This window comes from Nioella nitratireducens (assembly GCF_001879715.1).
GTDB lineage: Bacteria > Pseudomonadota > Alphaproteobacteria > Rhodobacterales > Rhodobacteraceae > Nioella > Nioella nitratireducens.
In genome coordinates this window covers 27,201-44,251 of sequence record NZ_MNBW01000011.1, presented here as the reverse complement: position 1 = coordinate 44,251, position 17,051 = coordinate 27,201, and the positions used below count along the sequence as shown (strand labels likewise).

The 17,051-nt window shown below is 65.9% G+C and carries 17 protein-coding genes; 7 read left to right on the top strand and 10 right to left on the bottom strand.

The annotated features are described in order from the left end of the window. Positions 1-32: 32 nt before the first annotated feature. From BKY27_RS12370 to BKY27_RS12360, 3 genes are all read right to left on the bottom strand, one after another. On the bottom strand, positions 33-1,040 hold the full coding sequence (locus BKY27_RS12370; RefSeq protein WP_071674805.1) for a molybdopterin-binding protein: 1,008 nt from the start codon (positions 1,038-1,040) through the stop codon (positions 33-35). After that, the gene (locus BKY27_RS12365; RefSeq protein ID WP_071674804.1) at positions 1,037-2,020 is read right to left on the bottom strand and encodes an XdhC family protein; all 984 of its coding nucleotides are present in this window, start codon (positions 2,018-2,020) and stop codon (positions 1,037-1,039) included. Before BKY27_RS12365 ends, BKY27_RS12370 begins: the two co-directional genes overlap by 4 nt. Positions 2,021-2,171: 151 nt before the next feature. Further along, positions 2,172-3,425, bottom strand: coding sequence for a flavin-dependent oxidoreductase (locus tag BKY27_RS12360; RefSeq protein ID WP_071674803.1), 1,254 nt, complete (start codon positions 3,423-3,425; stop codon positions 2,172-2,174). A 182-nt stretch (positions 3,426-3,607) separates the two neighbouring features. Between BKY27_RS12360 and BKY27_RS12355 the strand changes: the two genes are divergently transcribed. Together BKY27_RS12355 and BKY27_RS12350 are read left to right on the top strand one after the other, a co-directional pair. Continuing rightward, complete coding sequence (locus tag BKY27_RS12355) at positions 3,608-4,186, top strand: YqaA family protein (protein ID WP_071674802.1); 579 nt, start codon at positions 3,608-3,610, stop codon at positions 4,184-4,186. Beyond that, entirely contained in the window at positions 4,183-4,668 is a 486-nt protein-coding gene (locus BKY27_RS12350) for a disulfide bond formation protein B (protein WP_071674801.1), read from the top strand. Before BKY27_RS12355 ends, BKY27_RS12350 begins: the two co-directional genes overlap by 4 nt. Positions 4,669-4,673: 5 nt before the next feature. On the opposite strand, the gene BKY27_RS12345 is transcribed toward BKY27_RS12350, so the two are convergent. Next, positions 4,674-5,105 carry an Lrp/AsnC family transcriptional regulator gene (locus BKY27_RS12345; RefSeq protein ID WP_071674922.1) on the bottom strand — a complete coding sequence of 144 codons (432 nt, stop codon included), beginning with the start codon at positions 5,103-5,105 and terminating at the stop codon, positions 4,674-4,676. Positions 5,106-5,225: 120 nt separating this feature from the next. On the opposite strand from BKY27_RS12345, the gene rocF reads away from it, so the two are divergent. Together rocF and BKY27_RS12335 are read left to right on the top strand one after the other, a co-directional pair. After that, positions 5,226-6,155: an arginase gene (gene rocF, locus BKY27_RS12340; RefSeq protein ID WP_071674800.1), complete on the top strand. Its 930-nt coding sequence runs from the start codon at positions 5,226-5,228 to the stop codon at positions 6,153-6,155. Next, positions 6,152-7,207, top strand: coding sequence for an ornithine cyclodeaminase (locus BKY27_RS12335; protein ID WP_199559104.1), 1,056 nt, complete (start codon positions 6,152-6,154; stop codon positions 7,205-7,207). Before rocF ends, BKY27_RS12335 begins: the two co-directional genes overlap by 4 nt. Here the strand turns inward: BKY27_RS12335 and BKY27_RS12330 are convergent. Together BKY27_RS12330 and dksA are read right to left on the bottom strand one after the other, a co-directional pair. After that, the gene (locus tag BKY27_RS12330) at positions 7,204-8,385 is read right to left on the bottom strand and encodes an FAD-dependent monooxygenase (RefSeq protein ID WP_084667960.1); all 1,182 of its coding nucleotides are present in this window, start codon (positions 8,383-8,385) and stop codon (positions 7,204-7,206) included. The genes BKY27_RS12335 and BKY27_RS12330 overlap by 4 nt on opposite strands. A gap of 111 nt (positions 8,386-8,496) precedes the next feature. Continuing rightward, complete coding sequence (gene dksA, locus BKY27_RS12325; RefSeq protein WP_071674798.1) at positions 8,497-8,919, bottom strand: RNA polymerase-binding protein DksA; 423 nt, start codon at positions 8,917-8,919, stop codon at positions 8,497-8,499. A 332-nt stretch (positions 8,920-9,251) separates the two neighbouring features. Here dksA and BKY27_RS12320 point away from each other — a divergent pair, with 332 nt between their 5' ends. Both BKY27_RS12320 and BKY27_RS12315 read left to right on the top strand, forming a co-directional pair. After that, on the top strand, positions 9,252-10,094 hold the full coding sequence (locus BKY27_RS12320; protein WP_071674797.1) for an AAA family ATPase: 843 nt from the start codon (positions 9,252-9,254) through the stop codon (positions 10,092-10,094). 26 nt (positions 10,095-10,120) lie between these two features. Then, complete coding sequence (locus BKY27_RS12315) at positions 10,121-10,900, top strand: hydroxypyruvate isomerase family protein (RefSeq protein WP_233491830.1); 780 nt, start codon at positions 10,121-10,123, stop codon at positions 10,898-10,900. Between the two features lie 60 nt (positions 10,901-10,960). Here BKY27_RS12315 and BKY27_RS12310 read toward each other — a convergent pair whose 3' ends face one another. Genes BKY27_RS12310 through BKY27_RS12300 form a run of 3 tightly spaced genes read right to left on the bottom strand, consistent with a single transcriptional unit; the run spans position 10,961 to position 13,957 of the window. Further along, positions 10,961-12,142, bottom strand: coding sequence for a NifU family protein (locus BKY27_RS12310; protein ID WP_071674795.1), 1,182 nt, complete (start codon positions 12,140-12,142; stop codon positions 10,961-10,963). After that, on the bottom strand, positions 12,135-13,358 hold the full coding sequence (locus BKY27_RS20585) for a P-loop NTPase (protein ID WP_324610002.1): 1,224 nt from the start codon (positions 13,356-13,358) through the stop codon (positions 12,135-12,137). The genes BKY27_RS12310 and BKY27_RS20585 overlap by 8 nt, the downstream gene beginning before the upstream one ends. Next, positions 13,355-13,957 (bottom strand): MarR family winged helix-turn-helix transcriptional regulator, encoded by a 603-nt coding sequence (locus BKY27_RS12300; RefSeq protein WP_071674794.1) that lies wholly within the window; start codon positions 13,955-13,957, stop codon positions 13,355-13,357. Before BKY27_RS12300 ends, BKY27_RS20585 begins: the two co-directional genes overlap by 4 nt. Positions 13,958-14,064: 107 nt before the next feature. Here BKY27_RS12300 and BKY27_RS12295 point away from each other — a divergent pair, with 107 nt between their 5' ends. Then, positions 14,065-14,922 carry a sigma-70 family RNA polymerase sigma factor gene (locus BKY27_RS12295; protein ID WP_071674793.1) on the top strand — a complete coding sequence of 286 codons (858 nt, stop codon included), beginning with the start codon at positions 14,065-14,067 and terminating at the stop codon, positions 14,920-14,922. Positions 14,923-15,010: 88 nt separating this feature from the next. On the opposite strand, the gene BKY27_RS12290 is transcribed toward BKY27_RS12295, so the two are convergent. Further along, positions 15,011-17,014, bottom strand: coding sequence for a hydantoinase/oxoprolinase family protein (locus tag BKY27_RS12290; protein WP_071674792.1), 2,004 nt, complete (start codon positions 17,012-17,014; stop codon positions 15,011-15,013). Positions 17,015-17,051 lie beyond the last annotated feature (37 nt).

The window sequence follows — 17,051 nt, the reverse complement described above, 5'->3', positions numbered from 1 at the left end:
CCATGACGGGCGCGGGGGCGCAAAATTCGCCCTCAGGTAGAGCGGCCCGCCCTGGGCTGTGGCCGTTGCGGAATTTCCTTGAGCAAACCGCCGACACCCATGGCTGCGATGTCACCAGCCTCGACCGCGAGGCCGCAGGCGATCCGCTCCAGCACCCAATCGGCACCGTTCAAGGCGGGCGACCGCGCACAGCCCGGCAGCCCGATCACAGGCACCGTGCCAATCCGGCCCAGAAACAGCAGGTTCCCTGGATCGACCGGCATCCCGAATCGCGCGATCTCCCCCCCCGCCGCGACAACCGCCGCCGGGGCCTCGTCATGGATGTCAGAGGTGGCCGAGGCGGTCAGGATCAAGGACAGATCGCCCTTTGCCGCGCGCAGCGCCGAGGCGATGGACCCGGCCTCGTGCGGGACGATCCTGAGCGCGTCCAGCGTGATCCCAAGCGCGTCGAGACGGCCTTGAACCGCGCGAATGCCCTTGTCTTCGGCACTGACCGGTCGGCCCGCCACTTCGGTTACGATCAGGGTGGCGCGGTGGCGGCTGACAGGGCACACCTGCATGGCCCCGCGCGCGACCTTTTCGGCCTGCGCCAGCGCCGCACCATCGACACCGTAGGAAATGATCTTGACCGTCCCCACCATCATGCCCGGCCAACTGCGTTGCATTGGCGGAACGGTGGCAAGCGTGATCATCGGATCAACCGCGTTCAGCCGGTGAACCGCCTCGGCATCGAGCAAGACAACCCCCCGACGATCCGCGCGAATGTTGACCCGTCCGGTAAATGCCTCCTGCACTGTCAGCCCCGCGCCTCGCGGATCTGGCACCAGGGCCTGGGCCAGCCGCATCGCTGCGGCGTTCTCTTCCACGTCGCCCGGATCGAGACGCGCGACGGTGATCTCGCTCAGCCCCGCCTCTTGCAAGGCGGCAAGGTCATCGGCACTCAGAACGCGGCCCTTGCGCAGCCGCCCGGCCTGAACTTGCACCGAATGGGCAAGGATCGCGCCTTGGGCGTCAACCAGCGGGACCGCGCCGAACCTCATGGCTGGCGCAGTCTTTGGGTGATTTCGGCCAAGATCGAGATAGCGATTTCCGCCGGTCCCTGCGCCCCGATATCAAGGCCAACCGGCCCGTGGATGCGCGCGATCTGCGCCGGGGAATACCCGGCCTCGGTCAACCGCTCGACGCGCTTGGCGTGGGTCCGGGTCGACCCGAGGCACCCGAGGTAGAAACAGCCGGATTTCAGCGCCGCCTCGATCGCTGGATCATCCAGTTTGGGGTCGTGGGTCAGGGTCACCACCGCCGTGCGCGGGTCCAGCCCGAAGGCCGCCAACGCCTCGTCCGGCCAATCTTCGAGAATGGTTTCCCCCGGAAAGCGGGCCTCGGCCCCAAAGGCCGGGCGCGGGTCGATCAAGACCGGATCATACCCCGCAAGCCGCGCCATCGGCACAAGCGCCTGCGCGATATGGACCGCACCGACGATGGCCATGCGCAGCGGCGGGTTGTGGATACCGATGAACCAGTCGCCTTCGAAGCCGGATTTGTCGCGGCGAAACCGCTCGGCGATTTCAGTCTCCAGCGCGTCGCCGGGTCCGGCCACCAGGCGCCGTGCGCCGGTATCGGGGTTGACCACGTAGGCCGCTTGTTCGCGCGCGGCACGCGCATCGACCAACGCCTCCAGCATCTCGACCGGCAGAACACGGCCCACCGGTTCCACCAGCACCCGGATACGCCCGCCGCAGGCCAGACCGACGGCGAAGGCCTGTTCATCGGCCACGCCGAATTCCAGCAAGGTCGCCGCGCCGGAGTCGAGGCATTCCATCGCCTCGACCACCACCGCCCCTTCGACACACCCGCCCGAGACGGAGCCCTCCATTTCGCCCGCGCCGGAAATCACCAATTGGCTGCCCACCGGGCGCGGCGCGCTGCCCCATGTTTCGACGACCGTGGCCAGAGCCGCGCCCTTGCCCTGCCGGTGCCAGTCCAATGCGATTTCGGGGATGCTGTCATAGGGTCGTGTCATGGCGCGACGGTGATCCTGATCTGAAAACAAGTATTGCTGTCAACATAGGCGACATCCCCCCGTCTGAGAAGCGGGGCGGCGCAAGTCTCTGCCTCGGCGGCGGGGCCAAACCGACCGGCACCACCGACGGTCCGGGCCGCCGGTGCCTGCGTCACATCTCCATCAGGCCGGGACGGCTGTTCAACTGGTCCACGTCGAAGCCCGCGATTTTCTTGTAGCCCGCGGCGATCCCGGCCAGTTCCTCGGCGCTCATGACCTCGGAAATATCGGTGAATCCATCCGGTGCGCGCGCGGCCACGGTATCCAGCACGATGTCAGGCCCGTCGCCCCGGTTGGCCAGCACCAACGCGTTGACCTCTTCACGCCGGGCGGCGTCATAGGCTGTCAGCGCCGCCTCGGTCTGGCCGTGTGTCAGCATTTCGCGCGCCAGAACCCGACCATCCATGATCGCCTGCGTCGCGCCATTCGAGCCGATCGGGTACATGGCATGGGCAGCATCCCCCAACAGCGTCACGCGCCCATGGCTCCAGCGGGGCAGCGGGTTTCGGTCGACCATCGGGTATTCCCAAACCCCCTCGGCCTCGCGGATGAGACGGGGAATGTCGAGCCAGTCGAAGGACCAAGCCTCGAACCGGTCGGCAAAGGCGTGCAGATGGCCCTCTCGGTTCCAGTCCTGCCGGTTCCATTCATACCCGGCGGGCATCGCTAGATCGGCAATCCAGTTGATCCGCACCTCGCGGTTGTCGAGATCCTGAATAGGGTAGCAGACGAATTTGCGGTCCGCCGTGCCCGCCATGGCCATCGTCCGACCACTCAGGAAAGATGGCCCCCGCGTCACCCCGCGCCACATCATCGTGCCGCGCCAATGGGCCGGGCCCTCGTCCGGGTAGAGCGCGGCGCGCAGGGTTGAATTGATCCCGTCGGCCCCGATCAGCAACTGCCCGTGCAGATCAGGCAGGGCCGTGCCGGTGCGACGATTGACAAGATGCGCAACGATACCATGGGCGTCTTCATCCCATCCCGCCAGCGCCGCGCCGGTGGTGATGACCTCGGGGCCGCAGCGCTCCAGCACCTCGTTGAAAAGCAAATATTGCAACTCGCCCCGATGGACCGAGAATTGCGGCCAGTGATAGCCCGCGTCCATGCCGCGCGGTTCCGACCAGATCAGGTTGCCCTGTTGCGAGAAATAGGCCACCTCCTTGGTTCGCAGTCCGATCCGGTCGAGCTTGTCCTCCAACCCGAGCGCGAACAGCTCTCGCACCGCGTGCGGTTGCAGGTTGATGCCCACCCCGAGAGGTTTCAACTCCTCCACCGCTTCGACCATGTGAAAATGAATGCCCGCCTCGTGCAGCGTCAGGGCAAGGCTTAGCCCACCGATGCCCGCGCCCGCGATCACTACCGTCATGATGAGGCCTCCTCGCCCGCCCGCGCCCATCCGCAGGGACGGGCAAATTGCCGTTTTCAGAGGCATAGCGGCAACGGCCCCGAGGGTGAAGCACGCAGATGGCCGCTGTGGGGCCGCCCCCGCTTGACCGCCCCCCCGGAATGCGGCATCGCCCAAGGGCCTTTCCAGCGGAGCCCTTTTCGATGATCCAACGCCTCTATACCTGGACCATGAGCTTGGCCGAACATCGCTACGCACTGGTTGCACTCGCGGTGATTTCCTTCCTCGAAAGCTCCGTCTTTCCGATCCCGCCCGATATCCTGATGATCCCGATGATCATCGCCGCCCCGCGCCGGGCGTTCCTGATCGCCACGGTTTGCCTGGTGTCGTCAGTGCTTGGCGGGATGTTGGGCTATTACATCGGCTATGGTCTGTTTGAGACGGTCGGTCGCCCGGTGCTCGAATTCTATGGCAAGGATGCCTATTTCGAAGACTTCCGCACCCGCTACAACGAATGGGGGGCGTGGGCCGTGCTGGTGGCGGGGGTCACGCCCTTCCCCTACAAGGTCATCACCATCATGTCCGGTGTCACGCAGCTGAACCTCGGCGTGTTCATGGTGGCCAGTGTCATTGCCCGTGGCCTGCGCTTCTTCGTCGTGGCGGCGCTGCTTTGGAAGTTCGGCGCACCCATTCGTGATTTCATCGAGAAGCGGCTCGGCTTGATGTTCATCGTGTTCGTGCTACTGCTGGCGGGCGGCTTCTATGTGGTGAAATATCTATGACCCTTCTCAACAGCCTGTCCCGGCGCAATCTCATCCTGCTGGCGGGCCTTGGCTCGGCCGCCCTGTTCCTTGGCGCGCTGTTCTTTCAGTTCGTGATCGGAATCGAGCCCTGCACCATGTGCTTCTGGCAGCGTTGGCCGCACCGGATCGGCATCGGTCTCGGGCTGGTCGGGCTGGCCTTTCCGCGCGCCATCGTGGCGTGGCTTGGCGGGCTGAACATGCTCGTTTCGACCGGGCTGGCCATGTATCACACCGGGGTCGAGCGGCACTGGTGGCTTGGGCCGACCACCTGCACCTCGCGCGGGGTGGACCTGTCGGCGGCCAGCGATTGCGGGTTGCTCGACCCCGATTGCGGCGCGCCGATCGTGCTATGCGACCAGATCGCATGGGACTTGTTCGGCCTGTCCATGGCCAATTACAACGTGATCATCTCGCTGGGTCTGGCTGTGATCTGGGTCATGGCGGCGCGGCGCAAGGCCTGAGGACGTCACACCCGGCTGTAGCGGCTGGTGGACAAGAGCAGGCTGGTTTCCGAGGTCGCCACCCCCTCCAGCCGCCGGATGTCGCGCAGGACGCCATCGAGGGCTTCCAGCGTCTCGGTCCCAAGCTCGACGATCAAGTCCCATTTGCCATTGGTCGAATGCACCGCCCGCACCTCGCGGCGACCGGACAACTGGCGGCGGATACGGTCCATCCCCGGCCCTTCGAGGCCCAGCATCGTCAGCGCGCGCACCGGGCTGGTCGCTACATCGTCACGGGTGACCACGGAAAACCCGCGAATTTCCCCGGCCTGCGCAAGTTTTTCCATCCGCGCGCGCACCGTGGCGCGGGTCACCCCAAGTTCGATCGACAGATCCGAGACCGAGGCCCGCCCATCATGGCGCAGCGCGGCCAGCAACCGGCGGTCTGTTTCATCCATTTCGCTCATTTTGATTGCTCATTATGGTAAACTAAACCTCATTATGGCCATTTTGATGGCTTCTGTCCAATCCGATCCGGGCGATATCCCTGCACCAACGCGATCAAGGATTTCCACATCATGCCCCAATCCCCCTGCCTTCTCATTGGCGCGCCCGTCGACAGCGGCAAGCGCACCCGCGGCTGCCTGATGGGCCCCGACGCCTTTCGCACCGCTGGTCTGGCCGAGCAGTTGACCAGCCTTGGCCGCGTCACCCGCGACCTCGGCAACGTGGCCCGAGCGCCGCTGCGCGACCTGCCCGGCCCCGCCCATCTGCACGCGCTGTCAGATACCGTCGCCTGGACCGAGGCACTGATTCCCGCCGCGCGCGACGCGATGGCCGAGGGCTTTCCAATCTTCATGGGCGGCGATCACAGCCTGTCGCTTGGCACCGTCGCGGGCGTGGCCGAACATGCCCAGGCACAAGGCCGCCCGCAATTCGTGCTCTGGCTCGACGCGCATTCCGACTTCCACACGCCGCTGACGACCGGCTCGGGCAACCTGCACGGCACGCCCGTGGGCTATGTCACGGGGCAGCCGGGCTTTGACGCGTTTCCATCGCTCAGCTCCCCGATCCCGCAAGATCGGCTTTGCCTGCTTGGCCTGCGCTCGGTCGATGCGGAAGAACGCGAGGCGTTGGAGCGGACCGATATCGCGCTGACCGACATGCGCACCATCGACGAACATGGTATCGCCGCGCCGTTGCGCGAATTCCTTGCGCGGGTCGATGCCGCCAACGGAATGCTGCATGTCTCGCTCGATGTCGATTTCCTCGACCCCTCCATCGCGCCCGCCGTGGGCACGACCGTGCCGGGTGGCGCGACCTTCCGCGAGGCACATCTGGTCATGGAGATCCTGCACGACTCTGGTCTTGTCTCCTCGCTCGACCTGGTCGAACTCAACCCGTTCCTCGACGACCGGGGCCGCACCGCGAGCCTGATGGTCGACCTCACCGCGTCCCTGATGGGGCGCCGCGTCTTTGACCGCCCAACCCGGAGCTTTGCCGCATGAAAACCCTGCCCCAACCCTCTGATCGCGCCTTCGTGCCCTTCGTCTCGGTCGAGAACATGATGCGGCTGGTCCATACCATCGGGCTGGAGCGGATGCTGGTCGAAATGGCCGCCTATATCGAAGAGGATTTCCGCCGCTGGCCGCTGTTTGACAAGACCCCGCGCGTGGCAGCGCATTCGGCCGAAGGGGTGATCGAGCTGATGCCGACCTCGGACGGCCAGCAATATGCGTTCAAATATGTGAACGGCCACCCGACCAACACCAAATCCGGCTTGCAAACCGTCACCGCCTTCGGCCTTTTGGCCGATGTGGCGACAGGCTATCCGACGCTGCTGTCGGAAATGACCGTGCTGACCGCGATCCGGACCGCCGCGACCTCGGCCATGGTGGCCAGGCACCTTGCGCCCAAGGGAGCGAGAACCATGGCGATGATCGGCAATGGCGCGCAGTCCGAGTTCCAGTCGCTCGCCATGAAAGCGGTCGTCGGCATCGACACCGTGCGCCTATTCGACATCGACAAGGGCGCCACCGCAAAGGCCGCGCGCAACCTGTCTGGCCAAGGTCTGACCGTGATCACCTGCGCCACGCCGGAAGAGGCGATGGAGGGAGCCGAGATCATCACCACCTGCACCGCCGACAAGCAATATGCCACCATCCTGAACGACAACATGGTCGGCGAGGGCGTGCATATCAACGCGATTGGCGGCGACTGTCCGGGCAAGACAGAACTGGCGCCCGCAATCCTGCACCGCTCGTCGATCTTCGTGGAATACCCGCCGCAAACGCGGGTCGAGGGCGAAATCCAGCAACTGGATGCAGACCACCCGGTGACCGAGCTTTGGCAGGTCATCACCGGCGCGGCCACGGGCCGAACCTCGTCGGGGCAGATCACGCTCTTTGACTCGGTCGGCTTTGCCATCGAGGATTTTTCGGCCCTGCGCTATGTGCGCGACAGGCTGGACGGCACCGAGTTGTTCCTGCAACTGGATATGCTTGCCGACCCCGACGATCCGCGCGATCTGTTTGGCATGGTGCAGCGGGCACGGCCTTAAAGCGCGCCCGCCCCATGGGTCACGTCGTGCCCATAGAGCCATTCGAAGGGTCGCGTCGCCATCTGCGGCGCGACACGGCTGCCGATGCGCAAGGCCATATGGGCAGCGGCGCGATACGGCCCCGGATGCAGGTGGTAATTCCTGGCGTTTTGCGACGCGGCCTCGACGATGCGGGCCGTGCGGCCCTTGCGCTGCGCTTCGTAGCGGGTCAGGGCCGTGGTGGTGTCATCCTCTTGATCCAGCGCCTCGGCCAGCACCCACGCGTCCTCTAGCGCCATGTTCGCCCCTTGGGCAAGGAAGGGCAGCGTCGGATGCGCCGCATCGCCGAGCAGCGCCACACTGTCGCCGCCCCAGCATTTGGCAACGGGATGGCGGAACAGGCCCCAAAGATAGACCTCTTGCGCGCGAAACAGCAGGTCGCGGATCTCGGGCGGGAAATCCGCAAAAGCGCGGCGCAGGTTCTCGGGAGAATCCTTGTGGTTCCAGCCTTCGGCGGCCCATCCATCGCGCTCTTCTACGGCGATCACGTTCATCAACTCGCCGCCCCGCAGCGGGTAGGTCACGATATGCCGCCCAGGCCCCATGTGAACCGTTGCCTCGGGGGGGGTGTCCGGGGCATCCAGGGGAATGGTGCAGCGCCATGCGACCTGCCCGGTGAAAAAGGGTCTGGTTGCCGGGTTCAGGGACGCCCGCGTCGGAGAATGCAGACCATCCGCCCCGATCAACAGTGGCACCGTCTCTTCCCCCCCGCTGGCAAACCGCAGATGGGTGCCCGCGTTGCCGGGGGTCACCTGCTCCACCGTGCGCCCCAGTTCTATGGCAACGCCCGCCGCCTGCGCTGCCTTGCGCAGCATACACACCAGATCGGCCCGATGGGTCAGGTGATAGGGGCGGTCGTCGCGGGTCAGCGGCATGCGAAACACCTCGGCCCCGCGCCGGAAATCGCGTAGCACGACGGCATGGGCGCGCGGCGCGGCCTCGGCCAATGCGCCCCCCAGCCCGAGGGCCCTTAGCACCACGGCGCCGTTCGGGCTGATCTGCAAACCCGCCCCCACTTCGCGGATCGCGTCGGCCTGTTCCAGCACCCGGACCACCGCGCCGCGCTGCGCCAGCGCCGTTGCCGCCGCCAGCCCACCGATGCCGGCACCCAGAACCGTGATCTTCTGCCCGATCAGCATGACCTGTCCCCTCATGGAAAAACACCGGGGCGCAACAGCCCCGGTGTCCTCACCCCGGTTGTGTCCGGGGCCGCGTTATCGTGGTCTCCCGCCCAGTCAGGGCGGAAGACCTCAGTCGTCGCGGTGGACTTTTTCGCGGCGCTCGTGACGTTCCTGCGCTTCGAGGCTCAGCGTTGCGATCGGTCGCGCGTCAAGACGCTTGAGTGAGATCGGATCGCCGGTTTCCTCGCAATAGCCATACTCGCCTTCTTCGATGCGGCGCAGGGCCGAGTCGATCTTGGCGATCAGCTTGCGCTGACGGTCACGGGTGCGCAGTTCCAACGCGCGGTCCGTTTCCTCGGACGCCCGGTCTGCCACATCGGGAATGTTGCGGGTATCATCCTGCAACACCGCGACGGTGCCCCGGCTTTCGTCCAGAAGGTCGTTTTTCCATGCATTCAGTTTGCGGCGGAAATACTCGAGCTGACGCTCGTTCATGAAGGGTTCGTCCTCGGCAGGACGATAATCCTCAGGCAGAAAGACTTCGGCTTTCATCGTGCTCCCCTTGGCGGGACCGAGGCGGTTGATCCGACTCATGCGGGCACCCGATCCCGGTCACATTGCGGTCCGATTACCCGACCGCGCCGCCCTTGTCACGCCCCGAGATGGCACGAAAGAGCGCAAGTCGCCCCGAATGATCGTTGCAATGGGCACGATCGGAAACCTGCGTAGCCCGTCGCCAGCCTTGCTTGAGGACGGATGACGTCGCGCTGATTGCCCGGTTTGGCCCCTCGCGTCGCCACGATCCCATGCCGCGGCGCTTGCATTGCCCGGCCCGGCCCCTTAGCACTTCGCCCCGGATCACGAGGCCAGAGGAAAGACCCGCAATGCGCTTTGACGGAACTGCCAACTACGTGGCGACCGAAGACCTGACCGTGGCGGTGAATGCCGCCGTCACGCTGGAACGCCCGCTGTTGGTCAAGGGAGAACCCGGCACCGGCAAGACCGAGCTGGCCCGCCAGGTGGCCGAGGCGCTTGGCCTGCCGATCATCGAATGGCACGTCAAATCCACCACCCGCGCGCAGCAGGGCCTTTATGAATACGATGCGGTCAGCCGCCTGCGCGATAGCCAGTTGGGCGACGAGCGGGTGCATGACGTGGCCAACTACATCCGCAAGGGCAAGCTCTGGCAGGCCTTCGAGATGGACGGCAAATGCGTCTTGCTTATTGATGAGATCGACAAGGCCGATATCGAGTTCCCCAACGACCTGTTGCAGGAGCTCGACCGGATGGAATTCTTCGTCTACGAGACCGGCGAGACGATCCGTGCACAGACCCGGCCCATCGTCATCATCACCTCGAACAACGAAAAAGAGCTGCCCGACGCGTTTCTGCGCCGCTGCTTCTTTCACTACATCCGGTTCCCCGAGATCGAGGTGCTGAAAGAAATCGTCGAGGTGCACCACCCCGGCATCAAGCCGCGCCTGCTGACCGAGGCCCTGACCCAGTTTTACGAAATTCGTGAGCAACAGGGGTTGAAGAAAAAACCCTCGACCTCGGAAGTGATCGACTGGCTCAAACTTCTGTTGGCCGAGGATCTGGACCCCGAGGATCTGAAACGCGACGGCGCCAATGCCCTGCCCAAGCTGCATGGCGCGCTGTTGAAGAACGAACAGGACGTGGCGCTGTTTGAACGTCTGGCGTTCATGGCCCGCCAGCAACGGCGCTGAGCCTGCGGTTTTCGGCCAATCTGGGGATGTTGTGGGCCGACCGCCCCCTGCCCGACGCGATCCGCGCCGCCGCAGCGGCCGGGTTCGACGCGGTGGAATGCCATTGGCCCTACGACACGGCCCCGGCGGATGTGCGCGTCGCGCTGGACGAAACCGGCCTGCGGATGGTGGGACTGAACACCGCGCGTGGCGATGTCGCCGCGGATGAGTTCGGTCTGTCCGCTGTGCCGGGGCGACAGGTTGCCGCGCGCGCAGCCGTTGATCAGGCGCTGGACTATGCCGCCGCGCTTGGGGCGCGGCATGTGCATGTGATGGCTGGCAATGCCAACGGGCCCGATGCCGAGGCCGCGTTCCTCGCCACCCTGTCTTACGCCTGCGACCATCCCGCGCGCGATGGCCGGGCGATCCTGATCGAACCGCTCAACCGGGTCGACGCGCCGGAGTATTTCCTGCGCGACACGGCGCAGGCCGAAGCGATCCTTGACCGTCTCGCGCATCCCGCGCTCAGGATCATGCTGGATTGCTACCACGTGGGCCGGACCGAGGGTGATCCACTGCCGGTCCTCTCTCGCCTGCTGCCCAAGGTTGGCCATATCCAATTTGCCGCAGTCCCGGACCGCGGCCCGCCCGATCATGGCGATCTGGATTATGGGCGGGTGTTCAAGGGCATTGCCGCACTTGGCTGGACCGCCCCGCTCGGGGCTGAATACAGGCCGGGACCGGATACCGACGCCACGCTTGGCTGGATGGCAGCATTCCGCGACGACGCGTGCCACGGTCATCCGCAATCCCGCACCCCACGCTAGCCCATTGATTTTGCGCGTCCAAGAAGTGCAAAACCGGGTCCCACTCCTGCACGACATGCACTACGACAGCGCCGCCACCTGCCGCGCATGAAAGGCGCTGTCGCTCTCGCCCGGTTCCGGCCCTTGCCCCAAGGCACTGGCTTTCTCGAAAAATCCCTTGCCCGGCAGATGCCCGGCCCGGCTGACAACGCGAGCGGCAACGAACGGACGCCCTGCGGCGGCGTCTTCGTCCATCGTCTCTTCCAACGCCTGCGTGACCTTGCGGACCGATCCAGGCATCCAAAGCCCCATGGCCCGCGCAAGGGCACCGTAGGTGATCGGCCCGTCCTCGGGCACAAGCGCCTCCAGATGTGCCCGCACACGCCCCCTGAGCGGGGTTTCGTCACACGGCGGCGGCACCTCGTAGGCGCGGCCATCGGTCGAGATTTCGGCAGCCCAGGCCCGTTGCGGCCCCCGCACGATGACGCGGGTGGTGCCCGGCTCTTTTCCCGGTTCCATCCGGCTTTTGACGGTGCCCGTGGTCATCCCGTCGCGCAGCGCCTCGGCAGTCAGGGAAAGGCGCGGGGCCAGATACTCGGGGTCCACCACGATCTGCTCGCCCCGCCAGCCAATGACCTCGGGCGGCACGGGCCGCACCAAAGCGGGCAAAGTGCCGACGTTGCGGTCATAAAACGGGTTCGCGCCCGAGGCGTGGTCGGTGACATCGACAATCGCCACGATTTGCGGCAAGGCCGCGCGCAGCATCCGCTCGACCCCGTCGCGCAGGGTTGCGGCAGAGGCCGCGCAGCCCTGGCATCCGCCCTCCATGCGCAGGTAGACGGTTCCGTCCTCTACCCGCTCGGCGGCGATGTAGCCGCCATGGCTGGCAATCGCGGGGTTGGCCTGCCGGTCGAGCAACTCGCGCACGGCGGCCAACAGCGCGGCGTCGGGGTCGTCCTCTGTGGCGACATCCCCAAGCGGCGCAGGGCCTTCCAGCGCGGCCCGGATCGCGGCGGCAATCGGGGCTTTCAGCGCGCCCCAATCGGCACCGGGCGCGCGGCGGACATGGATGGTCGCACCCGACACCTCGGCGCCCTCGACGCCCGAGACCGCGAACAAAGCCCGCGCCAAGGGCCTGTCATCCCCGGCGTTCAGGCGCAACGGCGAGTCCGCAACCGGCCCATCAAGCAGAAATCGCAGCGTGTCGGGATCTTTCGGTGAGGCCTGCACACGAATGCGTCGGCGGGTGTCGGTCTCAGACATCCTCGACCTCGGCACTTTCCATCGCGCGCAGGGCCTTGAAGGTGTAAATCCCGGTGTCGTGCCCGTCGCTGAACGCCACACCGATGGCGTAGTTGCCAACGCTCCAGATCCGGGTTGCCGCAATATCGAGCGGCACGTTTGCCGGATCGAGCAGCGGCGCGCCGGTCATCTCATCCCGGCAGGACGCACAGCGACAGGCCAGTCGCAGATCACGGATGGCGATCAGGCTTTCAGCCCCGTCCTGCCAATGGATCGAGAGGCCGGTCTCATCGAGGTCGAGTGCCACAGGCACCTCTGCCGCACCGCCCGCGACCGGGGCCGCGCCGCCGGGTCTTCCGCTGCCTTGCGCGACGTTCCAGTCGAAGGGCACAGACAGGCCCGCGGCCCCGCCCCCCTGCCCCGCCAAGGCCGTGGCAATGGCGCGATAGGCCTGCGCTGCGGGGCTGTCTGGGTGGCTCAGCACAAGGGGTGCGCCCGCATCGCCGGAATCGACCACGCCGGGGTCTAGCGGCACCGCGCCAAGGAATGGAACGCCAAGGTCAGCGGCAATCGCCTCACCCCCGCCCTTGTGAAAGATATGGGTGACTTCGCCGCAAGACGGGCAGGTAAAGCCGCTCATGTTCTCGACAAGACCGAGGATCGGGACATTCACCTGCTCCATCATCCGCAGGCCGCGCCGGGCGATCTTGAGGCTGACATCCTGTGGCGTGGTCACGACGACCGCACCGCTCAGCGGAAAGGCCTGCGCCAGCGTCAATTGAATGTCACCGGTTCCCGGCGGCATGTCCAGAAGCAGCACGTCCAGTTCGCCCCAGTCCACCTGCGCCACGAACATTTGCAGGTATTTCGTCACCATCGGGCCGCGCAGGATGGCGGGCTTGTCATCGTCCGACAGCATCGCCATCGAGATCACCTTGATCCCGTGCGCCTCGGCCGGGATCACCTTGCGGTCCGGTGTCATCGCGGGCGGTGTGTTGGCGGGAATGCCCAACATGCCGGGAATGGAGGGGCCGTAGATATCAGCATCGACGACACCGACGCGCAGGCCCTGCTGCACGAGCGACGCCGCCAGATTGGCGGTCACGGTGGATTTGCCCACGCCGCCCTTGCCACTGCTGACAGCGATCATGCGGCGCTCGGCGCGGGTCGGGGCGGGCTGCGGGTCAGCAGCGGTGCCCGCGTCGGGGGTGGCGGATTTCCGCGACCATTTCATCATTGCGGGGGCCTCTTGAGCTGGGGCGCGGCGCAGTCGGCTGCGTCCCGGTTGTGGTTGGCGCAGAGTTTGCCGATTTCGGTCGGGGCAAGGGCAGCGGCTGCACAAGCGCAATAGCCCCCACATCCGGCCTCGGAAAAATGCGTGCAATCGGCGCAGGTGCCGAAGGCAGAGGTGCCGCGCAGGGCACCAAGCCCTTCAGCGACATGCGACAGCGCCGCCAGAAAGACCTCTCGCATGGCGGGGTCCAGCCGGTCGATGGCAAAGACAAGCTCTCCCAAGGGATCGTCGGACAAGACCGCCCTGCCTGCCTCGGTCACTTCGAACAGCACGCTGCGTTTGTCGGTCTCGGACCGGCGGCGCGCGATCAGCCCCTTGCCTTCAAGCGTCTTGATGATTTGCGAGGCGGTGCCGCGTGTCGTGGCCTGAAACCGGGCAAAGGCCGAGGGCGTGCAGGAATTGCGCGTCGCCCGCGCGAAGAAGCGCAGGCAGGTCCATTGTGCGGCGGTCAGGCAAGAACCCGCATCCTCGCAACGGGCGGAGCGTCCGAGATGCACCAAGAGCTCGGCAATCTGGTCGGAAGGGGTGCAGGTGGTCTTCATGAGTTATTTGGTATCGAATCGAAACTAGTTTGACAATGGGGTATGGGATGATTTAGTTTCGATTCAAAATCAGTTTCCCCGTCTCAGGTCGGAAAGGCGCTTTCGCCATGAACAAACCGCTTATTCAACCCCGGTCCCGCCGTGCTGGCGGGCGCAGCCTGCCGATGCTCTCGGCAGAGGAAGAGCTGCGCTTGGCCCGCGCCTGGAAGGATGACGGCGATGTGGACGCCCGCAACAAGCTGGTGGCGGCGTTCATGCCGCTCGCCATGGCCACCGCGCGGCGCTACACCAAGGGCAACCAGCCGCCCGATGCCGACCTTGTGCAACAGGCGCAGATCGGCCTGATCAAGGCCGCCGACCGGTTCGACCCCGACAAGGGCTTTCGCTTTTCCACCTATGCCGCCTGGTGGCTGCGGGCCGAGATTCAGGATTACAGCCTGTCCAACTGGTCGGTCGTGGGCCGGGGCAATTCCGCCCAATATCGCAAGGCGTTCTTCAACCTGAAACGGGTGGAACAATCGCTGGAAGACGACGCCAGCGGATCGCAGCACGACAAGGACCAGAAGATCGCCAAGGCGCTCGGAATCACGATCGAAAAGGTCGACAAGGTGCGCCGTCAGGTGTCCGGCCCCGACCAGTCGCTGAACGCGCCCGCCATGGAAGACGGCGAAGACATGATGGCCCGGCTGGCCGACACCGATACCGATGTGGAACGCGACGTGATGGTCAAGATGGACACGGAATCGCTTGGCCATACGCTGGTTGAAGCAGTTCAGGCCCTGCCCGACCGCGAGCGCGAAATCATCATCGCCACCCAGATCCGGGAGCCGGCGGCGACGCTGGAAACGCTTGGCACCCATTTCGGGATTTCCAAGGAGCGCGTCCGCCAGTTGCGCGAACGCGCGTTCCAACGTCTGCGCGATGGCTTGTCGGACAAGGGCGTGGGCATCGACAGCCTCGTGTGATCGCAGAACTTCGGCGCCATGCCGGACACCCCCCGCCCGGCCATGAACCGGAAAAGGCGGGTGTGCTTGGCATTTGTTGCGACCGGCCCTAGCCGTGCGCCACCCGTGGCCGCCCCGAAGCGATGGCGGTCACGGTTCCCTCTATAAACATCGACTGCCCCTCAACCTCGATCTCGCGCAGCACGCGGCTGGTATGCACATGCACGTCCTGCGCCCCGGCGGCGCGGGCCCGGTCGGTGGCTTGCAGGCTGAGGGCGGCCTCTAGCGCCAGCAACGCCTCTTCCCGGTTGCCGTAGTCCCGATTGCCATCCACCAGGTGCACCGTAAAGCGGCCCTCGCCAGGGCTGGTGACGCTGCCGGTCAGGCGTTGGCTGACCTGTCCCACCACCGCACCGATGGCATTGGCGACCCCGGCATGGTCTGGCAGGACGACGCGGCATCCCAACCGGTCGCCCACGGCGCGGTAATAATTGGGGGCCGAGGCGCCAAGCCCGACAAGCGGCACCCCCAGGCGCAGGCTGGTTTCCACGATCCCACGATGCTGCGCAAGGCCCTGCCGGGTCAGGACATGGCGCGCCAGCGTGGTCGGATCTTCCCCGGCAAAACCCGCATCTTCGGCAAAGGCCGCTTCCATCAGGCAATCCACGGTCTGGGTGGTCAATTGATCGACGATCCGCGTTGCCAGCGCCTCGGCATCCGGTGCCAAACGGTCGCCCCTGGGCGTCTTTTGCCGGGCAAAGACCGTCAGGGCCTTTTCCGCAGCCTCGCGATCCCAGGCGTCGAGCCGCCCAAGAACATGACTGGCATCCGACGGGGTCACGCCCGAAATCATCACCAGCCCCCGCGCCACCAGCCGGTCGAGGGCTGGTCCCTCCAGACGTGTGTTCAACAGCTTGCCGACCGGCATAGGGGCGGAAATCCGGGCCAGAAGCGCGGCATCACGCGGCGACAGCCCAGGCGCCACGCCGCCCATGGGCACGGCGAACAGACCATCGTGATCGCCTACCAGATCACCCGCCAGCGCCTTGTCGAGCGCCTGATGCACCATCTCGGGATGGTCGATGGCCAGCGCCGACACCGGGATGCGCCGACGCGGCCCAAGGTGCAGGGGCGTGCCGGGCTGATCCGTTTCCATCCGCACTTCACTGTCACCGCCAAGGCCGGTGGTGCGCACCGCAACGGCCTCGACCATCGTGCGGAACGGGCCGACACGGGCGCCCGCCGGGTCGATCTCGGGCAGGCCATCCCGCAGAAGGGCCACGTCGGTCGTGGTGCCGCCGATGTCAGAGACCAGCGCATCGGCCTCGCCCGTCAACCAACGCGCGCCGACGATACTGGCGGCGGGGCCGGACAGGATCGTTTCGATCGGGCGTTCCCGCACCACGCGGGCGGAAATCAACGCCCCGTCGCCGCGCACAACCATCAACGGCACGGTCAACCCCAGCTCTTGCAAGTGCCCCTCGCAGGCCGTCACCAGCCGGTCGATCATGCCAATCAACCGCGCGTTCAACACCGCCGTCAGCGCCCGGCGCGGTCCGTTCAACTGCGCCGAAAGCTCATGCGAACAGGTCACAGGCCGCCCGGTCGCATCGCGGATCAGGTCGCGGGCACGGCGTTCATGGGCGCTGTTGCGGGTGGCGAAATGGCTGGCAATGGCAAACGCATCGACCTCGCTTGCGATCTTGCCGATTTGTCGGATCAGCGCGGCCTCATCCAGCGGCGCAGCTTCGGCCCCGGCATGGGTATGCCCGCCCATCACTTGAATCAGCGGATCGGACCCAAGCGCCTCGGCCAACCCGGCGCGGCCCAGGTCGGCCTCGTCAAAGCCGATGGCGACAAGCGCCACCCGCTCGCCCTGCCCTTCGACAAGGGCGTTGGTGGCCAGCGTGGTCGAGAGCGAGACCATGCCGATCTGCCCCACCTCGACGCCCGCCCCGGCGACCGCCGCGTCAATGGCCTTGCCGATACCGATGGCCAGATTGGCGCGTGTTGTCAGGGATTTGGCCGAGCCGATGATTTGATCTGCCCCGGTATCGAGGATCACCGCATCGGTATAGGTGCCGCCGGTATCGACCCCCAGAAGATAGCTCATGCCCCGCCCTTTCCTGTCCGCACGCGTTCAGCCAATG